The organism is Achromobacter arsenitoxydans SY8 (assembly GCF_000236785.1).
Lineage (GTDB): Bacteria > Pseudomonadota > Gammaproteobacteria > Burkholderiales > Burkholderiaceae_B > Achromobacter > Achromobacter arsenitoxydans.
The window spans coordinates 41,857-61,738 of record NZ_AGUF01000090.1 but is presented as its reverse complement, the minus strand read 5'-3'; the positions used below and the strand labels follow the sequence as shown (position 1 = coordinate 61,738).

18 protein-coding genes are annotated in these 19,882 nt (G+C 66.8%); 13 read left to right on the top strand and 5 right to left on the bottom strand.

The window, feature by feature from the left end:
* Positions 1-549: 549 nt before the first annotated feature.
* Together KYC_RS27395 and KYC_RS27390 are read left to right on the top strand one after the other, a co-directional pair.
* Positions 550-1,221: a lysozyme inhibitor LprI family protein gene (locus tag KYC_RS27395; RefSeq protein ID WP_008168686.1), complete on the top strand. Its 672-nt coding sequence runs from the start codon at positions 550-552 to the stop codon at positions 1,219-1,221.
* 280 nt (positions 1,222-1,501) lie between these two features.
* Positions 1,502-1,837 carry a hypothetical protein gene (locus KYC_RS27390; protein ID WP_008168685.1) on the top strand — a complete coding sequence of 112 codons (336 nt, stop codon included), beginning with the start codon at positions 1,502-1,504 and terminating at the stop codon, positions 1,835-1,837.
* Positions 1,838-1,968: 131 nt separating this feature from the next.
* On the opposite strand, the gene KYC_RS27385 is transcribed toward KYC_RS27390, so the two are convergent.
* Both KYC_RS27385 and KYC_RS27380 read right to left on the bottom strand, forming a co-directional pair.
* A complete protein-coding gene (locus KYC_RS27385; protein ID WP_008168683.1) occupies positions 1,969-2,991 on the bottom strand; it encodes a Bug family tripartite tricarboxylate transporter substrate binding protein in 1,023 nt (340 codons plus the stop codon).
* A 178-nt stretch (positions 2,992-3,169) separates the two neighbouring features.
* A complete protein-coding gene (locus KYC_RS27380) occupies positions 3,170-4,069 on the bottom strand; it encodes a LysR family transcriptional regulator (RefSeq protein ID WP_008168681.1) in 900 nt (299 codons plus the stop codon).
* A gap of 151 nt (positions 4,070-4,220) precedes the next feature.
* Here KYC_RS27380 and KYC_RS27375 point away from each other — a divergent pair, with 151 nt between their 5' ends.
* From KYC_RS27375 to KYC_RS27365, 3 genes are read left to right on the top strand one after another with little or no spacing between them, the layout of a single operon-like run.
* A complete protein-coding gene (locus tag KYC_RS27375) occupies positions 4,221-5,135 on the top strand; it encodes an SDR family NAD(P)-dependent oxidoreductase (RefSeq protein ID WP_008168680.1) in 915 nt (304 codons plus the stop codon).
* 9 nt (positions 5,136-5,144) lie between these two features.
* Complete coding sequence (locus KYC_RS27370) at positions 5,145-6,005, top strand: MaoC/PaaZ C-terminal domain-containing protein (protein WP_008168678.1); 861 nt, start codon at positions 5,145-5,147, stop codon at positions 6,003-6,005.
* Positions 6,002-7,219, top strand: a complete 1,218-nt coding sequence (locus KYC_RS27365) for a CaiB/BaiF CoA transferase family protein (protein WP_008168674.1) — start codon at positions 6,002-6,004, stop codon at positions 7,217-7,219. The genes KYC_RS27370 and KYC_RS27365 overlap by 4 nt, the downstream gene beginning before the upstream one ends.
* 133 nt (positions 7,220-7,352) lie before the next feature.
* On the opposite strand, the gene KYC_RS27360 is transcribed toward KYC_RS27365, so the two are convergent.
* Together KYC_RS27360 and KYC_RS27355 are read right to left on the bottom strand one after the other, a co-directional pair.
* A complete protein-coding gene (locus KYC_RS27360; protein ID WP_008168672.1) occupies positions 7,353-8,876 on the bottom strand; it encodes a fumarate hydratase in 1,524 nt (507 codons plus the stop codon).
* Between the two features lie 161 nt (positions 8,877-9,037).
* Positions 9,038-9,805: a crotonase/enoyl-CoA hydratase family protein gene (locus KYC_RS27355; protein ID WP_008168670.1), complete on the bottom strand. Its 768-nt coding sequence runs from the start codon at positions 9,803-9,805 to the stop codon at positions 9,038-9,040.
* 270 nt (positions 9,806-10,075) lie between these two features.
* On the opposite strand from KYC_RS27355, the gene glyQ reads away from it, so the two are divergent.
* Genes glyQ through def form a run of 8 tightly spaced genes read left to right on the top strand, consistent with a single transcriptional unit; the run spans position 10,076 to position 17,551 of the window.
* Positions 10,076-10,987 carry a glycine--tRNA ligase subunit alpha gene (glyQ, locus tag KYC_RS27350; protein WP_008168668.1) on the top strand — a complete coding sequence of 304 codons (912 nt, stop codon included), beginning with the start codon at positions 10,076-10,078 and terminating at the stop codon, positions 10,985-10,987.
* Positions 10,988-13,126, top strand: coding sequence for a glycine--tRNA ligase subunit beta (gene glyS, locus KYC_RS27345; RefSeq protein ID WP_008168666.1), 2,139 nt, complete (start codon positions 10,988-10,990; stop codon positions 13,124-13,126).
* Positions 13,123-13,662, top strand: a complete 540-nt coding sequence (gmhB, locus tag KYC_RS27340) for a D-glycero-beta-D-manno-heptose 1,7-bisphosphate 7-phosphatase (protein WP_008168665.1) — start codon at positions 13,123-13,125, stop codon at positions 13,660-13,662. Before glyS ends, gmhB begins: the two co-directional genes overlap by 4 nt.
* Positions 13,663-13,666: 4 nt before the next feature.
* Complete coding sequence (locus KYC_RS27335) at positions 13,667-14,395, top strand: lysophospholipid acyltransferase family protein (protein ID WP_008168664.1); 729 nt, start codon at positions 13,667-13,669, stop codon at positions 14,393-14,395.
* The gene (locus tag KYC_RS27330; RefSeq protein ID WP_008168663.1) at positions 14,382-15,407 is read left to right on the top strand and encodes a M48 family metallopeptidase; all 1,026 of its coding nucleotides are present in this window, start codon (positions 14,382-14,384) and stop codon (positions 15,405-15,407) included. The genes KYC_RS27335 and KYC_RS27330 overlap by 14 nt, the downstream gene beginning before the upstream one ends.
* 46 nt (positions 15,408-15,453) lie before the next feature.
* A complete protein-coding gene (locus tag KYC_RS27325) occupies positions 15,454-16,596 on the top strand; it encodes a 2-aminoethylphosphonate--pyruvate transaminase (RefSeq protein WP_008168662.1) in 1,143 nt (380 codons plus the stop codon).
* An 11-nt stretch (positions 16,597-16,607) separates the two neighbouring features.
* On the top strand, positions 16,608-17,003 hold the full coding sequence (gene gloA, locus KYC_RS27320; protein WP_008168660.1) for a lactoylglutathione lyase: 396 nt from the start codon (positions 16,608-16,610) through the stop codon (positions 17,001-17,003).
* Positions 17,004-17,017: 14 nt separating this feature from the next.
* Positions 17,018-17,551 (top strand): peptide deformylase, encoded by a 534-nt coding sequence (gene def / locus KYC_RS27315; RefSeq protein ID WP_008168657.1) that lies wholly within the window; start codon positions 17,018-17,020, stop codon positions 17,549-17,551.
* Here the strand turns inward: def and KYC_RS27310 are convergent.
* Positions 17,548-19,803: an acyl-CoA dehydrogenase gene (locus KYC_RS27310; protein ID WP_008168655.1), complete on the bottom strand. Its 2,256-nt coding sequence runs from the start codon at positions 19,801-19,803 to the stop codon at positions 17,548-17,550. The genes def and KYC_RS27310 overlap by 4 nt on opposite strands.
* Between the last annotated feature and the right edge of the window lie 79 nt (positions 19,804-19,882).

Here is a 19,882-nt window from a genome sequence, read left to right as displayed (position 1 = left end):
GCAACGTCAGACTAACGCCTAGAACACAAAAAATCTGACACTCCCGGGTGATGGTTCTTTTGACGCCCGGCGCGTCGGCGGCCTGGGGCGCGCGGGGCTACGATTGCGGTCCGGAGCGTTCGCTCCGGACTGCCCCTGCGTCAACCTCGTCCGCCTTCGGCTCCCTACGGTTTCCCTCGGGCGCATCTACACGCCCCGCGCACCCCAGGCCGCCGCCGCACCGTGCTCCAGTAGTTGAATCTTCACTGGTGCTGGGGCGGTCTGGGTTCTTTAGGTTCTGGCCAGCACTCGGTTGGGAATGGGGCGTCTTGCGGGGGTCGCCCCCGGCCGGCCGCGCGGGCGGCCTTGGGGGGCTTGCGCGGTGTCTTGCGTCGTGGAGATGGCGCTTTGCGTGTAGGCATGCTGCGTGGATTGCCTGGCCGCCGCTATGTGTCTTGCACCCAAGCGAGACCAACTGTCCTTGATTTGGGTGTGGGGGCCGGTAAACTGCGCGGTCATGCGGCGCCAGTCGGCCGCCGGATTCGCACCCTATCTGGAGAGCTTTGCACCATGATTCGTTATCTGGTCCTTTCGGCGTCGCTGGCAATGGCTGGCAGTGCGGCGGCTGCGCCGTCGTTCAATTGCGCCAAGGCTTCCACGCCGGTTGAGAAGTCCCTTTGCGGCAATTCCAGGCTGGGAGACCAGGACGCTGCCATTGCGCAGCAGTTCAAGGTCGTACGCGGTGAACTGGATGCGGAATCGGCCAAGGCGTTGGTTGCCGATCAGAAGTATTTCCTTGGTGTGCGCGACAACGCTTATGCAGAGCCCTACACGCAGAGCACGCCGTTTGAAGCGCTTACCGACACCATGCGATATCGGTTGGCGTTCCTGAAAGCGATCAATCCCAAACCGGCCGACGGATTTGTCGGCAAGTGGAGAAACATCGAAGGCGAGATCGAGATCACGCAGAATTCGCGTGGCGAGTTGCTGGTGGCGGCGAATTCGGCGCGGCCGTATAGCGGAAACTGGGTTTGCGATTTGAGTGGCAGGGGCGTCGTAGCGGGTGACACGCTGACGGTGACCTATCAAGATGGACAGCCCTGGACGCTGACGCTCAAGCGCCGAGGCGCGGTGCTGGTGACGAGCGAAACGCCGCCCGTCGGGGTCAAGAATGAAGGCTTTGGGCCGCCGTTCTGCGGCATGAACGGCAGTTTATCTGGCAACTGGTTCGCGGTGCGCTGACCGTCAGCATCAACTCGCAGTGATCTGCAGGTCAGAATCGCGCAGGCATTCGCCAGCCTGGCCTGCCCGCATTTAAGCGGCCGCCAACGCCTTAAGGTAGTGCCTTAGGCCACTGACACCGTTCGAGTCCTGGGGCTTTGCACAGCAAAGCCAGTCCAGTCCTATGCCCATTCTGTTTCTTGAGGAATATGCTGAGCGATCAACAATAACACCGCCTGCAAACGCGGCATTGCATCTTACGGTGAGTTAGATGGCGAATTCGCTTCAGGAAGTTCACTTCATGAATTTTCTTCAGTTCATGAACCGACGCTGCCCTTCATGCCGCCAACGCATCAAGGAGAGCGATTTGCCCAGTTCTCAAAACGCGACCAAACAGAGTCCCTTCCTGTGCCCGGCCTGCGGCGCGAAACTGGCCCCGTGGTTGTTCGGCAATCCTTTCTTCCGCCATTTCGGCGGATTTGTTGGCTCTATTTTCGGGTATGTATTTTCCATTGCCCTGCTAGTCATACTCATCGGCTGGACATGGTGGAAGTCCTTGATCCTGGCTGTCGTACTGATGCTTGCCCTTGGCGTTTTCTGGCGCCTTTGGCCGCTGGTTCAACACAAGGATAAATAATTCCTCGTCTGTCGCAGGATAGTCGCAGCATCCATGGATGCGTCGTCTGTTCGGAACAGCTGCACACCAGAAACACCTTACGCACCAAGCCGCCGAGCCTCGCGGATCAACGCCTCGCCCGCGAAGCCCCGTCACTCCAACTTGATACCCGCAGTCTTAATCAACTCCCGCCACTTCACAATCTCCTCCCGCACAAACTCCCCAAACTGCTCCGGCGAGCCCGGCTTCGGCTCTGCGCCTGCCGCGATCATCGCCTTCGCCGTCGCTGCATCCGACAGTACTTTCACCATGTCGGCGTTGATGCGCTTCACGATGTCGGGCGGCGTGCCCTTCGGGGCCATGACGCCGCTCCAGGAATAGGCCTCGTATCCCGGGAGCCCCGACTCCGCGATGGTCGGCACGTCGGGCAGCATGCTGGAGCGCGTGGGGTTGCCGACGCCCAGGGCGCGCACCTTGCCGCCCTTCAGGTGCGGCACGGCCGACGGGCCGTCCGCGAACATCACCTGCACCTGGCCGCCCAGCAGGTCCTGCATGGCGGGCGCGCTGCCGCGGTAAGGCACGTGCTGGATGCGCACGCCGGCCATTGCGTTAAAGAGTTCGCCCGCCAGATGCGTGCCGCCGCCGGTGCCCGACGAGCTGAACGACAGCTTTCCGGGGTTCTGCTTTGCGTAGGCGATCAGTTCGCTCACCGTGTTCACGGGCAGCGCTGCGTTCACTACCAGCACGATCGGAAACACCGCCGCCATGCCCACCGGCACGAAGTCGGTGGTGATGTCGTAGCTGAGGTTGGTGCGCAGGCTGGGCAGCACCGCATGGTGGATGGAGGCAAAGAAGAAGCTGTAGCCGTCGGGTTCAGCCTTGGCGGCGAACTGCGCGCCCACGATGCCGCCAGCGCCCGATTTGTTGTCCACGACCGTGGGCACGGACCAGAGCTGGCCCAGGGGCTGCGTCGTGAAGCGGGCGGTGGTGTCCACGGGTCCGCCCGCGGGAAAGGGCACGATGAAGGTTACGGCGTGGCCCGGCCAGCCTGCTGCGCGGGCCCAGGATGGAAGCATGGCGGCGGCGCACGTGGCGCCCAGCCCCGCAACGACGCGGCGGCGGTCAAGATTGATCACGGCAGTCTCCTGAGTCTTGTTCTGTTCGCGGTCGGGCATGCGCTGCCGCCAGCCGCTGTTTTTTATTATTTGCCGATTGCCGGGATTCGCCGCTACGTATTTGCAAAAGCCCCTCTTTCGCGCGGCCGCCAGGTTCGCTCACCGGACACTATCCGCGCAGGCGTTGCGCGGATACCGCATACGGGCTAGGCCGTAGGCAGCAGGGTGCGCTTGCGCGCTATTGTCCGCGCGCGGCGCGCTGCACGTGCTCGATGAAGCACTCCGCGAAGCTGGGCAGGTCCCGTCCGCGCTGGCGGCACAGCAGGCGGTCGCGCAGCGCCCAGGCGTCTTCCAGTTTCAGTACGTGCAGGGCGTCGGGACGGCTGTAACGCGCCGCGCACGCGCGCGGCACGACGGCGATGCCAGCGCCGGCCTCGACCATGCGGCAGACGGCTTCGAAACTGCCCACGTGCACGCGCTGGCAGAGACGCTTGCCCAGGCCGCTGGCGATGTCTTCGAGGAAAGTCTGGATGGCGCTGTCGGGATGGATGCCGACGAACTGGTAGGCGTCCATCAGGTCGGCGAAATGCGCGCTTTTCTGGCTGGCAAGCGGATGGTCCAGCGATGTCACCACGGTGAGTTCGTCGCGGAACAGCGGCGTGACGTCCAGCCCGTCGACATCTATGTTGCCCGCCACCAGGCCCAGGTCCGCGGCGCCCGCGCGGATCGCGATGACGATGTCGCCCGAGATCTTTTCTTCGAGTTCCACGTCCACATCGGGGTTTTCCGACAGGAACGTCGACAGCGCATCGGCCAGGAACGAATTGGTGGCGGTGGTGTTGGCCAGCAGCCTCAGGCGCCCCTTCAGGCCGCTGGCGTACGGCTGCAGGTCTGCGTTCAGGCATTCGAGCTGCCGGAAGACTGCGTTGGCGTGCTTGAGCAGCACCTCGCCCGCCGGCGTCAGCGCGACGCCCGTGGCCATGCGCACCAGCAGCCTGGCCTTGAAGGCCTCTTCCATGTGCTTGACCCGCGCGCTTGCCGCCGGCAGGGACAGGAAGGTGCGCTCCGCCGCCCGGGTCAGATTGAGGGTGTCCCCCACGTTCAGAAACAAACGCAGGTCAGTCAGATCATGTCTCATGTTCCACCACGCAGAAGGGGGGCATTTCTAATTTTGAATTCTGTGAATGCCGTGTCGAATCTACCATGGGGCAACCCTGTAAACCAGACGGGTTGATGCGGAACTGTTTTCCACACACGGCGTGCGCGCCGCAGCACAGGAGTCAGCTTCAATGAGCGGCATAGTTTCCGGAAAGGTAGTGATCGTGACGGGCGCAGGCGGCGGAATCGGCCGCGGCGTCGCGTTGGCAATGGCCCAGGCGGGCGCCAAGGTCGTGGTGAACGACATCGGCGTCTCGCTCACGGGCGAAGGCGGCACACAAGGCCCTGCGCAAGCCGTGGTCCAGGAAATCGCGGATGCCGGCGGCATCGCGGTGGCCAACACCGACAGCGTGGCCGCCTACGACAGCGCCAGCCGCGTCGTGCAGACCGCCATCGACGCATTCGGGCGGGTCGATGCCGTCATCAACAACGCGGGCAACCTGCGCGACCGGGTTTTCCACAAGATGAGCGAAGAAGAATGGCGCCAGGTGATCGACGTGCACCTGAACGGCTCGTTTTTCATGAGCCGCGCGGCGGCGCCCTACTTCCGCGAACAGGAATCCGGCGCCTTTGTGCACATGACGTCCACGTCCGGACTGATCGGCAACTTCGGCCAGGCGAACTACGCGGCCGCCAAGCTGGGCATCGTGGCCTTGTCCAAGTCCATTGCGCTGGACATGGCCCGCTACAACGTGCGGTCCAACTGCATCGCGCCCTTCGCCTGGAGCCGCATGACCAGCTCTATCCCCGCGGAGACTGACGAAGAGAAGGCCCGCGTCGAAAAGCTCAAGAAGATGGAGGCCGGCAAGGTCGCGCCCATGGCGGTGTTCCTGGCCAGCGACGCCGCCAGCGAGATCACCGCACAGATCTTCGCCGTGCGCGCCAACGAGATCATGCTGATGAGCCAGCCGCGCCCCCTGCGCACCGTGCACCACGGCGAAGGCTGGACGCCCGAGCGCATCGCCGAGATCGCCGCGCCCGCCATGCGCAAGCACTTCTACGCGTTGGAGCGTTCGCCCGACGTGATCGACTGGGATCCCATCTGAGGCCGCCACATGCCGTTGGACTATGCAACCGTGAAAGGCTGGCGTTTCGACGACGTGCGCCAGCGCTATGACCAGAAAGACACCATGCTGTATGCGCTGGGCATCGGCCTGGGGCAGGATCCCGAAGACACGGACCAGCTTCGCTACGTCTACGAAAAGAACCTGCGCGCGTTTCCGACCATGAGCGTGATCCTGGGCTATCCCGGCTTTTGGGTCAGCGATCCGCGCTCCACCGTCGACTGGGTGAAGGTGGTGCATGGCGAACAGCGCCTGACGCTGCATGCGCCGCTGCCGGCCGAAGGCGTCGTCACCGGCAGAACCCGCAACACCCACGTGATCGACAAGGGCGCGGACAAGGGCGCCATCATCGTCAGCGAACGCACCCTGCACGCCGAAGACGGCACGCATCTGGCGACCTTGCAGCAAAGCACGTTCTGCCGCGGCGATGGCGGCTTCGGGCAAGGCGACGACAGCCCCGACGCCCTGCCCGCCGCGCCCGGCGGAGACCCCGAACTGCGCTGCGAGCTGCGCATACCGGCCAGCGCGGCGCTGCTGTACCGGCTGAACGCAGACCGCAATCCCCTGCACGCCGATCCCGACATCGCGCGCCAGGCCGGCTACCCGCGGCCCATCCTGCACGGGTTGTGCTCCTACGGCGTCGCGGCGCACGCCATCGTCAAGACCTGCTGCGACTATGACGCAACGCGCCTCACCAGCCTGAACACCCGCTTCTCGGCGCCCGTATATCCCGGCGAGACCCTGCAGTGCGACATGTGGCGCATGCCTGACGGCCAGATCCGCTTCATTGCGCGCGCCAAAGAACGCGGCGTCGTGGTCATGAGCAACGGCACCGCGACGGTGCAATCATGACGCGGCCGCCTCCGCTGGACGGCATCCGCGTGCTGGACCTGTCGCGCATCCTGGCGGGCCCGTGGTGCACGCAGAACCTGGCCGACCTGGGCGCCGACGTCATCAAGATCGAACGCCCCAAGGTGGGCGACGACACGCGCGCCTGGGGTCCGCCGTTCCTGAAGGATGGCGACGGCCAGGACACCAACGAATCCGCCTACTACCTCAGCGCCAACCGCAACAAGCGCTCGGTCGAGGCCGACATGGCCACGCCCGAGGGCGCGGCGCTGATCCGTGAACTGGCCGCGGTCAGCGACATCCTCGTCGAGAACTTCAAGGTGGGCGGACTGGCCAAGTACGGGCTGGACTACCAGAGCGTGAAGGACATCAATCCGCGCCTCATCTATTGCTCGGTCACCGGCTTCGGCCAGGACGGGCCGTTCGCGCAGCGCCCCGGCTACGACTTCATGATCCAGGGCATGGGCGGCCTGATGAGCATCACGGGCGAACGCGACGACCTGCCCGGCGGCGGGCCGCAGAAGGCCGGCGTGGCCGTCACCGACATCGTCACCGGCATGTACGCCACCGTGGCGGTGCTGGCGGCCCTGCAGGAGCGCCACCGCAGCGGCCTGGGCCAGCACCTGGACATCGCCCTGCTGGACAGCCATGTGGCCCTGCTGGCCAACCAGAATTCAAACTACTTCAATTCGGGCGTCGCACCCACGCGCGCCGGCAACGCGCACCAGAACGTGGTGCCCTACCAGGTGTTCGCCGCCAGCGACGGCCATCTGATCGTGGCCACGGGCAACGAGTCCCAGTACCGCGCCTATTGCCGCGCCATCGGCGTGCCGGAACTGGGCGACGACGCGCGGTTCGCCACCAACCGGCTCCGCGTCGCCAACCGCGAAGAGTTGGTCGGCATCCTGGCGGCGATCATGCGGGATGGCCGCCGTGACGACTGGATCGCCAAACTGGAAGCCGTCGGCGTGCCCTGCGGGCCCATCAACAACATCGCCCAGGCGTTCGCGCATCCGCAGGCGCAAGCGCGCCAGCTGCGTCGAGACCTGCCGCATCCGGCGGGCGGCGTCGCGCCGGTCACGGCCAGCCCCCTGCGCTTCTCGGGTTCGCCCGTGGTGTACCGGCGCGCGCCGCCGCTGCTGGGGGAACATACCGAGGAAGTGCTGCGCGACGTGCTGGGAAAATCGCCCCAGGCGATCGCGGCGTTCAGGAAGTAGAACGCCGCCGGCGCCGCAACCCGTTCAGCCGGCCTCGTGCTGCAGCCTATGGCGGCTTGATGCGCCGGCGTTGCGTAAAAAAAATCAGCCGCTGTTGCCAGCGGCTGATTGATTTTCACCAGGTCATTGACGTTCAGGCGACGGCAACCGGGATCTTCCCGATTTTGGCCTGCCATTCCTTGGGTCCGGTCGTGTGAACCGACGTGCCCTGGGCGTCCACCGCCACGGTCACCGGCATGTCCTTCACGTCGAACTCATAGATGGCTTCCATGCCCAGGTCGGCAAAGCCCAGCACCTTGGCGCCGCGAATCGCCTTGGACACCAGGTAGGCCGCGCCGCCCACGGCCATCAGGTAGGCCGAGCCGTGCTTCTTGATGGCCTCGATGGCGACCGGACCGCGCTCGGACTTGCCGATCATCGAGATCAGGCCGGTCTTCTCGAGCATCATGTCGGTGAACTTGTCCATGCGGGTGGCGGTGGTGGGGCCGGCGGGGCCGACCACTTCGTCGCCCACCGGGTCCACCGGGCCCACGTAATAGATCACGCGGTTGGTGAAGTCCACGGGCAGCGGCTCGCCCTTGGCCAGCATGTCTTGAATGCGCTTGTGCGCGGCGTCGCGGCCGGTGAGCATCTTGCCCGACAGCAGCAGGGTCTGGCCCGGCTTCCAGCTGGCGACTTCTTCCTTGGTCAGCGTGTTCAGGTCGACCTGCTTGGACTTGTTGTAGTCCGGCGCCCAGTGCACTTCCGGCCACTCGGACAGCGACGGCGGATCCAGGCGCGCGGGGCCGGAGCCGTCCAGCTCGAAGTGGGCGTGACGGGTGGCCGCACAGTTCGGGATCATCGCGACGGGCTTGGAGGCCGCATGCGTCGGGAAGGTGTTGATCTTGACGTCCAGCACGGTCGTCAGGCCGCCCAGGCCCTGCGCGCCGATGCCCAGCGCGTTGACCTTTTCGTAGAGCTCGATACGCAACTCTTCCAGCTTGTTCTGCGGGCCGCGGGCCAGCAGTTCGTACATGTCGATGTCTTCCATCAGCGACTGCTTGGCCATCAGCATGGCCTTTTCGGCCGTGCCGCCGACGCCGATGCCCAGCATGCCCGGCGGGCACCAGCCGGCGCCCATCGACGGAACGGTCTTCAGCACCCAGTCCACCAGCGAATCGCTGGGGTTCAACATGGCAAATTTGGTCTTGTTTTCGGAACCGCCGCCCTTCGAAGCGATCTGCACGTCGACCTTGTCGCCCTGGACAAGTTCGACGTGCAGGATACAGGGCGTGTTGTCGCGCGTGTTCTTGCGCGCGAACAGCGGATCGTCCAGCACGGAGGCTCGCAGCGGATTGTCGGGGTTCAGATAGCCGCGGCGCACGCCTTCGTCAGCGAGTTCCTGCAGGGTGCGCTTGGTGTCGAAGCGCACGCTCATGCCGATCTTCAGGAAGACGTTGACGATGCCGGTGTCCTGGCACAGCGGACGCTTGCCTTCGGCGCACATGCGCGAGTTGGTCAGGATCTGCGCCATCGCGTCGCGCGCGGCCGGGCTTTCCTCGCGCTCGTAGGCGCGCGCCAGGTGGCGGATGTAATCGACGGGATGGTAATAGCTGATGAACTGGATGCCATCGGCTATCGACTGGATGAAGTCTTCTTCTTTAATGATGACGGACATGGCGATTTGCAGGTCTGGATGGAAAACGTGAAAACGCGGCTGACCCCATGGTCAACCACAGTAGAAAAGAACTATTTTGCCGCCGGGCCGCCCCAAGGCAAAATGCGCCCCCTTGGGGGGCAGCAAGCGCGCGAAGCGTGCGCGGCGTGGGGGCCAGCCATTTATTTGCCTTGCCACACGGGCTTGCGCTTTTCGGCAAAGGCGGTAGCGCCTTCCTTGGCGTCGGCCGACGTGAAAATGTGGGCGATCAGCGGGCGCTGGCGGTCGAACATGCCTTCCTGCTCCCAGTCGCCGGACTGCGCAACGATGCTCTTGGCGGTCTGCACGGCCAGCGGGCCGTTTTCGACGATGGCGCGGGCCAGTTCCAGCGCGCCGGCCAGGGCGCCGCCCGGCTCGGTCAGGCGGTTGACCAGGCCAAACGCATGCGCGCGCTCGGCGCTGAGCATTTCCCCGGTCAGGATGACCTCCATGGCGATGTGGTACGGCAGGCGGCGCGGCAGACGCAGCAGGCCGCCGGCGCCGGCCACCAGGCCGCGCTTGACCTCGGGCAGGCCGAACTTGGCGTTGCTGGCGGCCACGATCAGGTCCGAGGCCAGCGCCATTTCGCAGCCCCCGGCCAGCGCGTAGCCCTCGACCGCGGCGATCAGCGGCTTCTTGGGCGGCCGTTCGTTCAGCCCGGCAAAGCCGCGGCCATCCACATACGGGCGCTGGCCCGACGCGGCGAATGCCTTCAGGTCCATGCCCGACGAGAACGTGCCGCCGCCACCCGTCAGGATGCCGATGCGCACATCGTCACGGCTGTCCAGCTGGTCCAGCGCGGCGGCCATGGCCACGGCGGTTTCCAGGTTGATGGCGTTCTTGGCCTCGGGACGGTTGATCGTGATGATCTGGATGCCGTCGGTGACTTCCACCGTGATCAGGTCAGACATGGGACTGCTCCTTTTTTCGGGAATTCTCGGAATCGGGTTCCGGGTTTTATATAAGACTCAGGCTCAACCTGGAATCATACGACCATTGGTTTGCCGACGCAGGCGCGGGCCCCGCGCGTGTCCACCTGGGGCACATTCGGGGACACTTTCCGGGCGCATATGTAACCGGAATGCCGCCGTCCCGGACCGCCCCGGCCCCGGGCCAGTTAAAATGCCGGGTTTCCCACGCCCAGGGCGCCCCTTGCCCGGCGGCCGAATTCCAAGAATCCTATGCTCACCTTTCAGCAAATCATCCTTACGCTCCAGGAATACTGGGACAAGCAGGGTTGCGCCCTGCTGCAGCCCTACGACATGGAAGTCGGCGCCGGCACCTCGCATACGGCCACGTTCCTGCGCGCGATCGGCCCGGAACCCTGGCGCGCCGCCTACGTGCAGCCCTCGCGCCGCCCGAAAGACGGCCGCTACGGCGAAAACCCCAACCGTCTGCAGCACTATTACCAGTACCAGGTCGTGCTCAAGCCCGCGCCCCCGGAAATCCTGGACCTGTACATCGGTTCGCTCAAGGCGCTGGGCATTGATCCCACGCAGCACGACATCCGCTTCGTCGAAGACGACTGGGAAAACCCCACGCTCGGCGCCTGGGGCCTGGGCTGGGAAGTCTGGCTGAACGGCATGGAAGTCACCCAGTTCACGTACTTCCAGCAGGTTGGCGGCCTGGACTGCACGCCGACCACCGGCGAAATCACCTACGGCCTGGAACGCCTGGCCATGTACCTGCAGGACGTGCAGAGCGTCTACGACCTGGTCTGGACCGAAGGCGCCAACGGCAACCGCGTGCTGTACCGCGACGTCTTCCACCAGAACGAAGTCGAGCAATCCACGTACAACTTCGAGCATTCGTCCGCCGACATGCTGTTCGCGCATTTCAACGACTACGAAGCCGAAGCCAAGCGCCTGATGGACGTGCCGCTGGCGCTGCCGGCCTACGAGGCCGCCCTGAAGGCCGCGCACACCTTCAACATGCTGGACGCGCGCGGCGCGATCAGCGTCACCGAGCGCGCCGCCTACATCGGCCGCATCCGCAACCTGTCGCGCGCCGTCGCGCAGGCCTACTACGATTCCCGCGAACGACTGGGCTTTCCCATGCTGGGCCGCGACAAGGCCGCCGGGGAGGCAGCATAAATGACGACGAACATCCGCCCGCTGCTGGTCGAACTGCTGACCGAAGAACTCCCGCCCAAGGCCCTGCAGAAGCTGGGCCAGGCCTTTGCCGAAGGCGTGCGCGCCACGCTGGCGCGCCACGGCCTTCTGGCCGACGGCTGCGCCGTGACCGCGTATTCCACGCCCCGCCGCCTGGCCGTGCGCCTGTCCGCCGTGCTGGAGCAGGCGCCCGACCAGGCCTACGCCGAAAAGCTGATGCCCGTGAAGATCGGCCTGACCGAAGACGGCAAGGCCACGCCCGCGCTGCAAAAGAAGCTGGCCGCCAAGGGCCTGGAAAACATCGACGTGTCCACGCTGGACCGCGAATCCGACGGCAAGCAGGATTACCTGGTTGCGCGCGGCACCGCCGCCGGCGCCAAGCTGGCCGCCGGCCTGCAGGAAGGCATTGATGCCGCGATCGACGGCCTGCCCATCCCCAAGGTCATGCGCTACCAGTTGGCCGACGGCGTCACCACCGTCAAGTTCGTGCGCCCGGCGCACGGCCTGATCGCCCTGTACGGCGCCGACGTGGTGCCGGTTTCGGCGCTGGGTCTGGCGGCCGGCCGCGAGACGCTGGGCCATCGCTTCATGAGCGAGGGCGCCGTGTCGATCGCCGACGCGGACGCCTACGCCGCCGCCCTGGCCGAAAAAGGCCGCGTCGTGGCCTCGTTCGAGGAGCGCCGCGCCGAAATCCAGCGCCAGTTGCTGGACCAGGCCGGCCGCCTGTCGGCCACCCTGGGGGACGCCCCCGAAGTGGCCGCGCTGCTGGACGAAGTGACCGCGCTGGTCGAACATCCCACCGTCTACGTGGGCCAGTTCGAAGAGCAATTCCTGCAAGTGCCGCAGGAATGCCTGATCCTGACCATGCGGCTGAACCAGAAATACTTCCCGCTGTTCGATCCGGCCACCGGCCGCCTCACGCACCGCTTCCTCATCGTGAGCAACATGCACACCGAAAACCCGGTGAACATCGTCGAAGGCAACCAGCGCGTGGTGCGCCCGCGCCTGGCCGACGCGCAGTTCTTCTTCGAAACCGACCGCAAGACGCCGCTGGCCGCGCGCGTCGAACAGCTGGGTTCCATCGTCTATCACAACAAGCTGGGCACCCAGCTTGAACGCGTGGAGCGCGTGCGCGCGATCGCCCGCGGCGTAGCCGGCCTGCTGGGCGGCGACGTTGCCGCCGCCGACCGCGCCGCCCTGCTCGCCAAGGCCGACCTGGGCTCGAACATGGTGGGCGAATTCCCTGAGCTGCAAGGCATCATGGGCGCGTACTACGCGGCCGGCGACGGCGAGCCCGACAGCGTCGTCGAGGCCCTGCGCAGCCAGTACCGCAACCGCTACGACTCGCCGGTGACGCAGGACACGCTCACCGCCGCCACGCTGTTCATCGCCGAACGCGTCGAAACGCTGGTCGGCATATGGGCCATCGGCCTGGCCCCCACCGGCGAACGCGACCCCTTCGGCCTGCGCCGCGCCGCGCTGGGCCTGATCAGCGCCTTCGAGCAGCTGGCCGCCGGCGGCTGGCTCAAGATCAGCCAGGACGGCCCGCTGTCCCTGGACGGCCTGCTGGAACTGGCCGCGGGCACGTTCCCGGCCGGCAAGATTCCGGCCGACACGCTGACCGAGGTGCGCGCCTTCATCTACGAACGCTATCGCAACCAGCTCATCAACGACTCCGACCGCAATGCGGTCGAGGCCGTCATCGCGCTGACCCCGCCGCTGCACCAGGTGGCCGAGCGCGTGCGCGCGGCCGCCGCCTTCGCGCAGCTGCCCGAGGCCGCCAGCCTGGCCGCCGCCAACAAGCGCATCGGCAATCTGCTCAAGAAGGCCGAAGGCGAGATCGGCGCCGTGAACGACAGCGCGCTGGTAGAACCCGCGGAAAAGGCGCTGGCCGCCGCGGTGGCCACGCTGCGCCCCAAGGCCGAAGCGCAGCTGGCAGCGGGCGACTTCGCCGGCAGCCTGTCCACGCTGGCCCAGGCGCGCGAACCCGTGGACGCCTTCTTTGCGGATGTCATGGTCATGGCCGAAGACCCGGCCGTGCGCGCCAACCGTCTGGCTCTGCTGAGCCGGCTCCATGGCCTGATGAATCAGGTGGCCGACATTTCCAGGCTCGCACAGTGAAACTGATCATCCTCGACCGCGACGGCGTCATCAATCAGGACAGCGATGCATTCGTCAAGACGCCTGACGAATGGATCGCCCTGCCCGGCAGCCTGCAGGCGATCGCGCGCCTGACGCAGGCGGGCTGGAAGGTGGTGATCGCCACCAACCAGTCGGGCCTTGCGCGCGGCCTGTTCGACATGGACACGCTCACGGCCATCCACACCAAGATGCGCCGCGAACTGGCCGCGGCGGGCGGCAGCGTCGATGCCGTCTTCATGTGCCCCCACGGCCCGGATGACGACTGCACCTGCCGCAAGCCGCGCCCCGGCATGTTCGAGCAGATCGGCCACCGCTACGACATCGACCTGGCCGGCGTGCCGGCCGTCGGCGATTCGCTGCGCGACCTGCAGGCCTCGGCGGCCGCAGGCTGCTCGCCCTGGCTGGTGCTGACCGGCAACGGCGCGAAGACGCTGGCCAAGGGCGGCCTGCCCGACAACACGCGCGTGTGCGACAACCTGTCGGCCGTGGTCGACGCCCTGCTGCAGGACGCCTGATCCGATGGCCCGGCTACGCTCGCTGCTGTACTTCCTGTTCCTGTCCGTCACGGTCATCCCTTACGCCTTCGCCTGCATCCTGTGGGCGCCGCTGCCGCTGCACTGGCGCTACAAGCTGACCGTCGGCTGGCCGCGGCTGGCCATCTGGGGCGCCAAGGTCATCTGCGGAATCCGCTGGCAGGTCAAGGGCTGGGAAAACCTGCCCGACGGCCCCGCGGTCCTCCTGTCCAAGCACCAGTCGGCCTGGGAAACCCTGTTCTTCCCGGCTTACATGCCGCGCGAGGTCTGCTTCGTCTACAAGAAAGAACTGCACATGGTGCCGTTCTTCGGCTGGGGCCTGGCGCTCCTGCGCATGATCGCGATCGACCGCTCCAAAGGCCGCGACGCCTTCGAGCAAGTGGTCAAGCAGGGTCAGACCCGCCTGGACGAAGGCCGTTGGCCCCTGCTGTTCCCCGAGGGCACCCGCGTCGCGCCGGGCAAGACCGGCCGTTTCAAGATGGGCGGCGCCCTGCTGGCCTCGCGCACCGGCGCCGTCGTCATTCCCGTGGCGCACAACGCCGGCGAATGCTGGCGGCGCAACGCCTTCGTGAAGCAGCCCGGCCTGGTCACCCTGTCGATCGGTCCCGCGATAGAATCCAAGGGTCTTTCCCCCGAGGAACTGAACCAGAAGGTCCAGGACTGGATCGAAGGGGAAATGCGGCGACTCAACCCTGAAAGGTATGCCCAGCACTGATCAGCTCGAACTCCTGTTCGACACGCAGGAAGACGACGCGCCCCCGGGCGCGCCGCCGCTGATCGCTGCGCCCGCGCCTTTTGCCGCGCCGCGGCCCGCCGCGCCCAAGCCGCCGGCTTCTCCGCCGCAAGCCCCCAAGCCGGCCGCGCCCGCGAATCTCTTTCCCGACGCCGCCGGCAGTCCCGCTGCCGCGGGCGAACCGCTGCTGACGCTGTCGCCCAACACCGCGGCCCGCGTGCCCACACCCTGCCCCGACCCGCTGCCGCCGGGCGCGCGCTGGCGCGAGGTCCCCACCGAACAGCAGCCGATCGGCTTCGTGCTGCTGCGTTCGCGGCGCCGCAGCATCGGCTTCGTGATCACCGACGACGGCCTGCGCGTCACCGCGCCCAACTGGGTGACGCTGACGCAGATCGACGACGCCGTGCGCGAAAAATCCCGCTGGATCCTGACCAAGCTGCGCGAGTGGCACGCCCGCAAGCAGCAGCTGGCCATGGCGCATACGCGTTGGCAGGCGGGCGGCGAACTGCCGTACCTGGGCCGGCGCATCATCATCGGCGTGGGCGGCGACAGCCGCCAAGCCTGGCTGTCCGGCGACGCCGAGGCGCCCCAGGACGGCGACACGCTGTGGCTGGCCCTGCCGTCCAACGCCGACCAGGGCCGCATCCGCGATTCCGCGCAGGCCTGGCTGCAGCAGCGGGCAGGCGCCTGGTTCGGCGCCCGCCTGGCGCACTTCCTGCAGGTCAGCGGGCTGAAGATCCGCCGCTGGCGCCTGTCTTCGGCCGCCACGCGCTGGGGCTCCTGCACCAGCGACGGCAACATCATGCTGAACTGGCGGCTGATCCATTTCGCGCCCGCCATCATCGACTACGTCATCGCGCACGAACTCGCCCACCTGCGCGAAATGAACCACAGCCAGGATTTCTGGCGTGAAGTGGGCCAGATCCTGCCAGACTTCGAAGACGCCAAGAACATCCTGCGGCGTCACGATCCCGCTTCCCTGCCCCAGTTCTGAGGCCCCGGGAACACCCGCGCCTGTTGCGATCAAAAGGAGATTCGAAATGTTGCTGCTGATTCCGGGCCCGGTCACGACCGATGCGCGGGTGAAGGCCGCCGGGGCGCAGGACTACGCGCCCTGGGACAACGATTTCCGCCAGTTGTACCGGCAGGTCTGCGAAGGCGTGCTGGCGATCGCGCAGGCGGAGCCTGAAGAACATGTCGCGCTGGCCCTGCCCGGCTGCGGCCATTTCGCGGTGGAAGCCGCGATCCGCACCTTCGTGCCGCCCGGCGGGCGCCTGCTGGCGCCGTCCACCGGCGCTTACGCCGCCCGCCTGCAGAAGCTGGCCGGCGACGCGGGCCGTGTCGCCGTGCCGCTGCACGTGGGCGCCACCGAACGCGTGGACCCGCAGGCCGTGGCCGCCGCGCTGGAACGGGACCCGTCGCTGACGCACCTGGCGCTGGTCTACAGCGAGACCGGCAGCGGCATCTGCCACGACGTGCCCGAACTGGCGCGCATCGCCCATGCGCTGGGCCGCCGCGTCATCGTGGATGCCGTGTCCGCCTTTGGCGCGCTGCCGCTGGAACTGCGAGCCCTGCCGGCGGTCGACGCCGTGGTGCTGACCGCCAACAAATGCCTGGAAGGCCTGCCCGGCGCCGCCTTCGCGGTGGCGCGCCGGGACAGCCTGGAAGCCGCCCGCGGCAACGCGGGCAGTTGGTCGCTGGACCTGGCGGACATCTATCAGCACACGCTGGCCCCCAATGCCGGCCCGCGCTTCACGCCCGCCGCGCCTGCGCTGGCTGCGCTGGCCGTGGCGCTGGAACTCTACCGGGAAGAAGGCCGTGAAGCCCGCCTGGCGCGCTACACGGCCAATATGCGCACGCTGTACGATGGCGTGATCGGATTGGGCCTGACGCCCTACCTGCCCCCGCAGTTGCAGGGCCCCATCGTCGTCAACGTCCATGCGCCGGATGCCCCGACCTGGCATCTGCAGCTGTTCGTGGACGCGCTCAAGCAGCGCGGCTACGTGCTCAGCAACTTCTACAACACCGAAGAACCCACGTTCCGGGTCGGCTGCATCGGCGCTTTTGGCGCGGATCAGATGCGGCAGGCGGTCGACGCCATGGGCGCCGCGCTGCGCGACATCGGAATCACCCGGGAACGCGCCGGACTGTCCCGGTTCATTCCCCAACCCCTCACCGCCTAAGGAATTCCTCTATGCGTTTGCTCCACACCATGCTGCGAGTCGGCAACCTCGACAAGTCCATCGACTTCTACACCAACGTCCTGGGCATGCGCCTGCTGCGCCGCAATGATTATCCCGACGGCAAGTTCACGCTGGCCTTCGTCGGCTACCAGGATGAATCCGAGGGCGCCGTCATCGAGCTGACCCACAATTGGGACACCGACAAGTACGACCTGGGCAACGGCTATGGCCACATCGCCCTGGAAGTCGACAACGCCTACGAAGCCTGTGACAAGGTCAAGGAACGCGGCGGCAAGGTCACCCGCGAGGCCGGCCCGATGAAGCACGGCAAGACGGTCATCGCTTTCGTGGAAGACCCCGACGGCTACAAGATCGAATTCATCCAGAAGAAAGACCGCCAAGACTGAATCGGACCGCCCCCATGATCCACCCGATACTGAAAATGGGCGACCCGCGGCTGCTGCGCGTGGCGGCGCCCGTCGAGCGCTTCGACACCCCTGAACTGCACGCCCTGATCGACGACATGTTCGAGACCATGGCGGCCGCGCAGGGGGTCGGGCTGGCCGCGCCGCAGATCGGCGTGGATCTGCAATTGGTGATCTTCGGCTTCGACCGCAACGAGCGCTATCCCGACGCGCCCCCGGTGCCGCAGACCATCCTCTGCAACCCCGTCATCACGCCGCTGTCGGACGAGATGGAAGACGGCTGGGAAGGCTGCCTGTCTGTGCCGGGCCTGCGCGGCATGGTGCCGCGCTACCGCCGCATCCGCTACAGCGGCCGCGACCCCTACGGCCAGCTGATCGAACGGGAAGCCGAAGGCTTTCATGCGCGGGTGGTGCAGCACGAGTGCGACCACCTGATTGGCCGCCTCTACCCGTCGCGCATCCAGGATTTCTCGAAGTTCGGCTTCACGGAAATCCTGTTCCCGGACATGGATCCCAACCAGGACGATTAAGGGACGGTCTGGCCGGAATCCGCCGTCGCAGCCGTTTCGGCGGCTTGCGGCGACAACTCTTCCGGCGCGAAATCATCCACCTGCAGGACCCGCGCCACGACGGCTTCGGCCGCCTCCAGCTGCGCGGCCTGCGCATCCGTGATGGCCCCGCCCCGATGGGCCTCGCGCCAATCCCGCACGCCCGACTGGCGCAGGCGGTCGCGGATGGGCTGCACGGCGTCGACCAGCGCGAATGCGCGGGTCAGGAGGCCCAGCGGATCTTCGCCGGGCTCGCGCTGCAGGTCGGCCGCCAGGCGCGCATGGGTGGGCGACGGCTTGAGCAGCAGTTCGGCGCATTCGCGGGTAAGCGCGTCGCTCGGCCCCTTGGCCAGCCGCAGCGGCAGGATGGCGGCGCGCAGGCCCCAGGACAGCACCCTGACCGGAAGGCTGCGCAGCACCTGGTCCATGCTTTTCTCGATGCCGGCATATCCCTGTTCCATGCACCACCGCACGAGCGGCAGGTCATCGTGCTTGCGGCCTTCGTCCTCCCAGCGCTTGAGCACGGCGGACAGCAAGTACAGCTCGGACAGAATGTCGCCCAGGCGCGCGGAAATCATCTCGCGCCGCTTCAGGCCGCCGCCCAACTGCGCCAGCGCGGCGTCGGCCAGCAGCGCGAAGCCCGAGGAATAGCGGCCCAGCCGCCGGTAGTGCCCGGCAACCGGCCCCGATGACGGCGCGGGCGCCAGCATGCCGCCCGTCCAGGCGCGGCCGATGGCGCGCAGGGTGTTGAGCCCGGTGTGGCGCAGATGGCGCCAGAACACGTCGTGGAAGACCTCGATGCCGCGTTCTTCGTCGGGATTGCCCAGCGCAAGGATTTCCGGCATCAGGTAGGGATGGGCGCGGATGGCGCCCTGCCCGAAGATGATCAGGTTGCGCGTCAGGATGTTGGCGCCCTCGACCGTGATGGCGATGGGCACGGCACGATACAGCGACCCCAGGTAATTGCTGGGGCCGTCGATGACGGCGCGGCCGGCGTGCACGTCCATCGCGTCGTTGACGGAAACCCGCATGCGCTCGGTGGCGTGGTATTTCATGATGCCCGACACGACCGCAGGCTTGACTCCCTGGTTGAGCGCGGCGCACGTCAGGCGACGGGCGGCCTCCACCAGATAGGCGTTGCCCGCCAGGCTGGCCAGCCTTTCCTGCACGCCCTCGAACTTGCCGATGGGAATGCCGAACTGTTCCCGCACCCGGGAGTACATGCCCGTCGTGTGCGCGCACATCGCGGCGGCCGCGGCCGACAGCGACGGCAATGAAATGCCCCGCCCCGCCGCCAGCGCGCTCATCAGCATCTGCCAGCCGTGCCCGGCGCGATCGGCGCCGCCGATCAGCGCATCCAGCGGCACGAACACGTCCCGCCCCTTGTTGGGCCCATTCTGGAAGACCTGCATGGCCGGCAGATGGCGCCGGCCGATCTCGACGCCGGGCGCCTCGGTGGGCACCAGGGCCACGGAAATGCCGATGTCCTTGGGGCCGCCGAGTATGCCTTCGGGATCCGACATCTTGAATGCCAGGCCCAGCACCGTGGCAACGGGCCCCAGCGTGATGTAGCGCTTATGCCAGTTCAGGCGGATGCCGATGAGTTCGCGGCCGTCCACCACCTGGCGGCAGACCACGCCGGTGTCCACCATGGATGCCGCGTCCGAGCCGGCTTCGGGACTGGTCAGGCCGAAGCAAGGGATCTCGCGCCCGTCCGCCAGCCGGGGCAGCCAGTAGTCGCGCTGCGCGGGCGTGCCGAACTGCATCAGCAGCTCGCCCGGCCCCAGCGAATTCGGAACCATGACCGTGACGCCGGCTGTGATGGAGTACGCCGAAATGCGGCGCACCACCTCGGAATGCGCGTAGGGCGAGAAACCCAGCCCGCCGTAGCGGCGCGGAATGATCATGCCGAAAAAGCGCTTTTCCATGAGGAACGCCCAGACCTGCGGCGGCAGGTCGCGCCGGTTCCAGGCGATGTCCCATTCGTCCAGCATGGCGCACAGTTCAGCCACCGGCCCCTCGATGAAGCGCTGTTCGTCGGGCGTCAGCGTGGCGGCCGGCACGTTCAGCAGCTTGCGCCAGTCGGGATTGCCCGTGAACAGGTCAGCATCCCACCAGGTGTCGCCGGCCTCGATGGCTTCGCGCTCGGTGGCCGACATGGCTGGCACCGCGTCGCGCGCCCAGCGGTACGCGGGTTCCGAAATGCGGCGCCGGCGCCAGGCGTTGAAATCCATGAATCCCCCCTGTTATGGCTACAAGACGTATCAGGGCAAAGTACCAGAATTGGCGGCCCCGGGCCAAGCCGCGGCTTGC